Annotated in this window: 1 protein-coding gene; it reads left to right on the top strand. The window is 38.2% G+C overall.

What is annotated here, in order from left to right; translation table 11 throughout:
* On the top strand, positions 1-251 hold a 251-nt coding region (locus tag HMPREF2837_RS10895), incomplete at both ends, for a transposase (protein WP_186823220.1).

Raw genomic sequence — 251 nt, 5'->3', positions numbered from 1 at the left:
ATACTCGTCCAAAGGGAGTAAAGGGGAACTTAAGACCTAGTAATTTTGTTTATAATGCAAGTGATGACCATTATGTTTGTCCAGAGAATCAAGTGTTAAGCTATCGCACAACCACTCGAGAAGGCTACCGTGAGTATAAGAGTAATCCCAAAGTATGTGTTGCCTGTCCTTTATTATCCGTTTGTACCCAAAGCAAGAATTTTCAAAAAGTAGTAATGAGACATGTCTGGAAAGATGCCCTTGAATTTTGT

The organism is Streptococcus sp. HMSC071D03, assembly GCF_001812125.1.
Classification (GTDB): Bacteria; Bacillota; Bacilli; order Lactobacillales; family Streptococcaceae; genus Streptococcus; species Streptococcus pseudopneumoniae_N.
The sequence above is the reverse complement of the archived record's forward strand: the minus strand, read 5'-3'. Positions and strand labels throughout refer to the sequence as shown.